Consider the following 6,783-nt stretch of genomic DNA (forward strand, 5'->3'; position numbering starts at 1 on the left):
GATCGCAGACATGGCGGTGGATGAGTCAGGCGTCGAGAGCCTAGAACCGGAGCGGCAGCACGAGGAGCCGCCGGAGCCGGACCACGCGCTCCACCCGCCCCGCCGCCCCTGGCACCGCCGAGTCCTGCGCCGCCTGGCCAAGGCCGTCGCCGTGGTGTTCGTGACGCTGACCATGCTCTCGGTCCCCTACAACGCCTACACCGCCGGCCGTGTCGTGCCCCCGCCCGGCCTGACCTACGTCGAAGCCGACGGCATCCATACCCGCTACGTGGAATGGGGCACCACCGGCTCCCCGATCGTCCTGGTCCACGGCGCCTTCGAAGACTCCGACACCTGGCAGGACCTGGCCACGCTGCTCGCTCAACACCACCGCGTCTACGCCCTGGACCTCACCGGCTCCGGCTACAGCCAACGCGCCGCCCCCTACACCACGCAACACATGGCCGCCCAACTCAACGGCCTCGTCGCGGCCCTGGGCATCGACCACCCGCTGCTGGTCTCGCACTCCAGCGGCGCGGCCGTCGCCGCCGAAGCGGTGCTGGAGACGCCCCACACCTACAGCGGCCTGATGTTCCTCGACGGCGACGGCCTGCCGATCCCGAGCCCGCCCACCTGGATCCTGGGCCCGCTGCGCACCTCCGCGCTCCGCCTGGTCCTGCGCTCGGACTGGACCATCCGCACCATCTACGCCTCGCAATGCGGACCGGCCTGCCCACGCCTGGACGCCGCCGGCGTCGAGCAGTTCCGCCGGCCGCTCCAAGTGGCCGGAGCCGAGCAGGGCCTGTGGGGCACGATCGACGACATCGGCGGGCCGGGGCTGCCGGCGTCCCGGCTGGCCCAGCTGCGACAACTGTGTCTGCCGAAGGCGGTCACCTTCGGGGCCCAGGACTCGATGTTCGCGGCCAACGCCCCCGAGACTGTGGCCGCGAACATCGGCGCACCGGCACCGACGGTGATCCAGGGCGCGCACCACCTGTCGCTCATCTCGAATCCGGCTCAGGTGGCCGCTTCGGTGGAAGCGCTTGCGGCGCGCGCCGAGCCGGCCTGCTGATTCAGGCCACTGATTCAGCCTGCTGATCCACCCTGCTGGCTCAGGCTGCTGATTCAGCTCAGCCCCGCCAAGTCACCTCAGCCCCGCCAAGTCACCTCACCTCACCTCAGCTCAGCTCACCGTGATCGCATCCAGATCCGGCGCATAAGCCGTGTCATTGTGAAACTTGATCGTGTTGGTCCCGGCATTGAGCTGCACCGTCACACTCGCACTGGCCGGCGTCGCGAAACTGCTGCCGCTCACCGTCTCCACGATGTCCGGCCCGCCGTTCACGCTGATCGAGAAGCTGCGGCTCCCGCTGACCAGATACGCGATCGTCAGCGTGTGGCTCCCCGCCGCGGCCTCGGTGATCCCGTTGACCGTCACGGAGTTCGCCGCGCCGTTTCCGATGTACCCGACCTTGTGCCCGCCGGAGCAGGCCGCGCACGTCGCGACCCGCGCCGCTCCCGCGATCGTGTTGCCCGCCGCCTCGGCCTCGATCGTGACGCCGCCGCCGCTTCCGGACGGCACCACCCGGATCAGCCTCACCGCGCCCGGACCGAGGTTCACGCTATACGTGCCGCTCACGCCGCCCAGCGAAGCGCCGCTCCACAGATCCGTCGCGGTGCCGCTTCCCGAGATCCCGGCCGCCGACAACGGGACGCTCACCGTCGTCGATCCCGTGCCGCTGTAGTTGAACAACCCGATGACGACGCTGCCGTCCTTCTCCTTCTTGCTGTAGACCTGCTGGTTCCCGTTGTCCACGATCCGCGAGGCGTCGATCGCGTCCTGGTCCACCGCCAGCACCCGGCTGTTCTTCAGATACCCGAGCTCGGTCGCGTTCAGGTTCGTCAGATCCGTGCCGAGGATCAGCGGCCCGGATCCCAACGCCCACAAGCTCAGCTGCGACTGCTGCTCGGCGTCGGTGAGCCCGGTGGCCGGGCCGTTGCCGACCTCCAGCGAGTCGTAGTCGTTGAACGCGCCCGGCCCGCCGTCCGGCTGCCAGGAGGCGACCTGTCCGAACCGGCTCTGAACGTGGGTCCAGTCGGTCAGCGTCCCGGGCGTGGTGCAGCTGGTGTAGCACTCGATGTCGCCGCTGGTGCGCCAGCCGTTGGAGTACTGCTTCCACGTCGCCGCGCTGCCGATCGCCAGGTTGTTGGACAGCTCCAGGTGGATCGGCCGCCCGGTCTGCACCAGCGCCTTGGACCACGCCTGGATGTCGGGCACGTCCGCGGTGCCGACGCCGTCGATCTTCACGTAGTCCACACCCCAGGACGCGAACTCGTCGGCCCAGGAGCCGATGAACTGCTGCGCGCCCGGCTTGCTGTAGTCGATGCCGACCATGCCCTTGCAGTTGTAGTTCTTCTCCGCGGTCGTGGTCGCTATGTCCTTCACGTGGTAGGACGTGCCGAGTATCGCGCTGTTCTGCGCGACCGCCTGCTTGGAGACTCCGGGCGTGACGTAGAGGCCGAACTGGAGCCCGTCGGCGTGTACGTGGTCGGCGACCGCCTTGATCCCGTCGGTGCCGCCGGACGCCGGGAACTTCGTGGTGTCGGTGACCCAGCGGCCGTTGGCGTCCACATTCGGGCCCTGACTCCCCGGGCACTGGTACCAGAAGTCGTCGAGGTTGACGTACTGGAAGCCGGCCGCCGCCAGTCCGGATGACTTCATCGCGTCGGCCTGGGCGTCGACCTTCGCGGCGGTCGGGTCCTTGCGGACTGAGCTCCAGCTGGACCAGCCCAGTGCCGGGGTCAGCCCGACGCCGTTGTTCTCGGCGTGCACCGGGGCGGCGGCCCCGATCGGCGGCAGCACCGCGGCCACGACCGCCAGCCCGATGCCCGCGGTCCAGGTCCTGATTCCTCGCGTGCGTCGCCCCATCGCCGGCTCCCGGTAGTAAAGTTGTCTAACACGATCCGCCACGCAAGGTACTGCGAGGAAGGCGGGGCGACAAGGGTCGGATGAATGATCTCGGAATCCTGCGATGGATCCCCACAAAACCCTGTTGAACTCAAGTCAGCCCCCTTCCCCATTGCTGAAACCTCTGATGTTTGCTTGACTCCGGCGCATGACGAAGCGCTCTGTGCCGCTCGGTATCAGATCTCTAATCACCGCCGCGGCGACGGTATCCCTGCTCGGCGCAGCCGGATTCACCGCTGTCAGCCAAGCGAGCCCGGCCACGTCCCACCCTCCGGCGGATATCGTCGGCCAGGTCTACGTCTCGCCCGGCGGCAGCGACGGCAACCCCGGCACGGCCGCCGCCCCGGTACAGACGCTCGGCAAAGCCCAAGCCCTGGTCCGCACGCTGAACCAGAACATGGGCGCCGACCTGACCGTGGTCCTGGAAGACGGCTTCTACCGGATGACCAGCCCCCTGACCCTCACCGCCGCCGACTCCGGCACCAACGGTCACACCGTGAACTGGACCGCCGCCACCGGCGCCCATCCGGTCCTGGCCGGCTCGGCGCAGATCACCGGCTGGCAGCCGATGAGCGCCGGCAGCCCGATCTGGGTCGCGCAGGCCCCGGCAGGCCTGCAGACCCGGCAGCTCTACGTCAACGGCGTCCGCGCCTCGCGGGCCAACGGCGCGCTCCCGGCCGCGCTCACCGGCCAGGACTCCACCGGCTACAGCGGCGGCGGCTCGACGATGGCCGCGTGGCGCAACCCCAGCGGCGCCAAGCCGCAGCTGGAGTTCGTCTATCGCGGCGGCCTCGGCGCGTGGACCGAGCCGCGCTGCCCGGTGGCCTCGTTCAGCGGCGCGGCCGTCGTCATGGCGCAGCCGTGCTGGACCAACTCCACGGCGCGCGCCGGCTCCTTCCCGGACGGCCGGGCCTACAACCTGGTGGGCCGCAGCTCGATCACCGAACAGCCGACGAGTGTGGAGAACGCCTTCCAGTTCCTCGGCGCGAAGACCCCGGGCCAGTGGTTCCTCGACCAGGGTGACAGCAAGCTGTATTACGTCCCGCGCTCCGGCGAGACGATGAGCACCGCCGACGTCGAGGCGCCGGTGTTGCAGCAGCTGGTCACCGGCGGCGGCACGGCCTCGGCCCCGCTGCGAAACGTCGCGTTCTCCGGGATCCAGTTCTCCTACGCGACCTGGCTCGGCCCGCAGTTCCACACCCAGGGCACCAGCGACGGCTTCTCCGAGATCCAGGCGAACTACCAGGTGACCGGCGCGAACGGGGCGGCCGCACAAGGTCTGTGCCACATCCCGCCGTCGAGCTACACGAAGGGCACGTGCCCCTACGGCGCGTGGACCCAGATCCCCGGCAACGTCTCGCTCACCTACGACCAGGGCGTGCAGTTCACCAACGACGCCTTCGTCCACCTCGGCGCCGCCGGCCTGGCGCTCGGTGACGGTTCGCAGAACGACGTGGTGACGGGCGACGTGGTCACCGACGTGTCCGGCAACGGGATCGAGCTCGGGAACGTCGACCAGCCCACCGCCACCGGCGCGTCGCAGACCTCTGGCAACACCGTCACCGACAACCACGTCTTCGACGTCCCGGCCGAGTTCCACGGCGGAGTCGGCATCGACTCCGGCTACACCGCGCACGACACGGTCAGCCACAACCAAGTCGACCACACGCCGTACACCGCGATCTCCCAGGGCTGGGGCGGCTGGCCGGACAAGGAGAAGGAGGCGCCGCAGGCGAACTTCTCCCGCGACAACGCCATCTCCGACAACCTCATCTTCGACCACCTGGGCCTGCTCAACGACGGCGGTGCCATCTACACGCAGGGCATCACCGGCACCTCGCTGGCCGACGGCGAGCACGTCACCGGCAACGACATCCACGACCAGACCGGCAGTGGCCACGTGATCTACACGGACAACGGCTGCACCTTCGAGACCATCACCGGCAACGCCGTCTACAACAACCCCAGCGCGCAGGCCTGGTCCTCCCGCCACACCGACTACGCCCCGGGCCACACCACCACCTACGACCCGACCGACGTCGAGGGCAACTACTTCGAGAACCCGGCCGGCTACACCACCGGCGGCGGCGTCACGGTCAAGAACAACACCACGATCACCAGCCCGAGCCAGATCCCCACCTCCATCACCGCGAACGCCGGCATCGAGCCCGCCTACCAGAGCATCCTGAGCTGGACTCAGGCACCGCTGCCCCCGGTCCCCGCCGCGCACGCGGCCGTGGCGGTGTCGGTCACCGTGAACCACGGCGTCGCGGGCACCGTCGGCACCGGCTTCGCAGGGTTCAGCTACGAGAAGGACCGCATCGGCGCCAGCCTGTTCGACGCCCACGACACCGCGCTGGTCAACCTCTTCCGCTTGCTGGGGCCCAGCTACCTCCGCATCGGCGGCAACGAGGTCGACCGTGTGAACTGGAACCCGACCGGCCCCGGCGGCTCCGCGACGGAGATCGCCCCCGCGGACGTCGACAAACTGGCCGCCTTCGCCAAAGCGACGGGCTGGAAGGTCATCTACGGCATCAACCTCAAGACCAACACCCCCGCGAACGCCGTCTCCGAAGCCCAATACGCCGCCCGCACGCTAGGCAAGAACCTCGCCGCGTTCGAGATCGGCAACGAGCCGAACGTCTACGACACCGAGGCCGCCTACGAGGCGTCGTTCAACACCTACACCGCAGCCATCCGCGCCAAAGTCCCCACCGCCGCCTTCGACGGCCCCGGCACCTACCGCCACGGCGCCTGGGACGCCCCATTCGCCGCCGACGAGAAGAACAGCGGCCTGACCACGCTGTCGATGCACATGTACATCGGCAAGAACACCACGGCCACCATCCCCGGCATGCTCGCCTCCAACCCCACCAGCTTCGCCACCGACGCGGCAGCCATAGCCGCGGCCAAGTCCGCCAACGACATCCCGCAGTGGCGGATGACCGAGGCCAACTCCTACTTCGACGGCGGCGCGCCCGGCGTCAGCGATGTCGAGGCGGCGTCCTTGTGGTCCCTGGACTTCATGGAAGGCCTCGCCGCCCAAGGCGCGTCCGGCGTCAACTTCCACGGCGGCACCTCGGGCCAGTTCCCCATCAACTACTCGCCGATCGTCTTCAACGGCCTCACCCCGACCGGCGTCCAGGGCGTCTACTACGGCGAACTCCTCTGGAAGCTGGCCGGAACAGGCCCACTGCACACGGCATCGGTGACCGGGGGCGACGCCATCTCGGCCTGGTCCATCGGCGACAACGTGTTCGTCGACAACAAGGGCAGCGCCCCGATCACCACCGCCATCACGCTCCCCGCCCCGGCAGCAACGGCACACGCCTACACCCTCACCGCACCGAGCCCCACCTCCAAGGCGATCACCATCGCCGGCTCCACGGTCAGCGGCAACGGCACCTTCAGGCCCGCCCCCACGCCGGTTCCGGTGACCGGGGCGCGGGTGACGGTCAGCGTGCCGGCTGGGAGCGCTGTATTGGTGGTCGCGCGGTAAGGCAGGATGCGGCGTGCAGCTAACTCAACACCTTGATCCAACCGATCCCGCGCCCCCTTAGGATGGCGTCCCCAAGCCACCTTGAGGGGAACCCGCAACGCCCCGCTCACACGTTCCAGTGCGGCGTAGCGTTTTCCCCGTGCCAAACCCAGCAGACGTATTCCCAGGTTGGGAGCAATTAGAGTCAGACCTCTCAGCTGCCGCGAATGCCGGCGACGATGTGAAGCTGTCCGTCGTCGAGGTACTGACGGTACTCGGCGAGGTGCAACGGCTGGGCCGCCGGCTGGATGGGGCGGCGCGGCTGTTGCGGCAGGTGGCGGATGGTAGGGGGTGCTGG

3 protein-coding genes are annotated in these 6,783 nt (G+C 69.0%); 2 read left to right on the forward strand and 1 reads right to left on the reverse strand.

Features of this window, described 5'->3' with window-relative positions; genetic code table 11:
- The first annotated feature begins 10 nt into the window (after positions 1-10).
- Positions 11-1,051, forward strand: a complete 1,041-nt coding sequence (locus KGQ19_RS32040; protein WP_212016158.1) for an alpha/beta fold hydrolase — start codon at positions 11-13, stop codon at positions 1,049-1,051.
- Between the two features lie 111 nt (positions 1,052-1,162).
- Here the strand turns inward: KGQ19_RS32040 and KGQ19_RS32045 are convergent, their stop codons facing one another.
- Positions 1,163-2,908, reverse strand: coding sequence for an alpha-galactosidase D (locus KGQ19_RS32045; RefSeq protein ID WP_212016160.1), 1,746 nt, complete (start codon positions 2,906-2,908; stop codon positions 1,163-1,165).
- Between the two features lie 187 nt (positions 2,909-3,095).
- On the opposite strand from KGQ19_RS32045, the gene KGQ19_RS32050 reads away from it, so the two are divergent.
- Positions 3,096-6,446 carry a hypothetical protein gene (locus KGQ19_RS32050; RefSeq protein ID WP_212016162.1) on the forward strand — a complete coding sequence of 1,117 codons (3,351 nt, stop codon included), beginning with the start codon at positions 3,096-3,098 and terminating at the stop codon, positions 6,444-6,446.
- Positions 6,447-6,783 lie beyond the last annotated feature (337 nt).

The sequence above is a fragment of the Catenulispora pinistramenti genome (assembly GCF_018274385.1).
Taxonomy (GTDB): Bacteria; Actinomycetota; Actinomycetes; order Streptomycetales; family Catenulisporaceae; genus Catenulispora; species Catenulispora pinistramenti.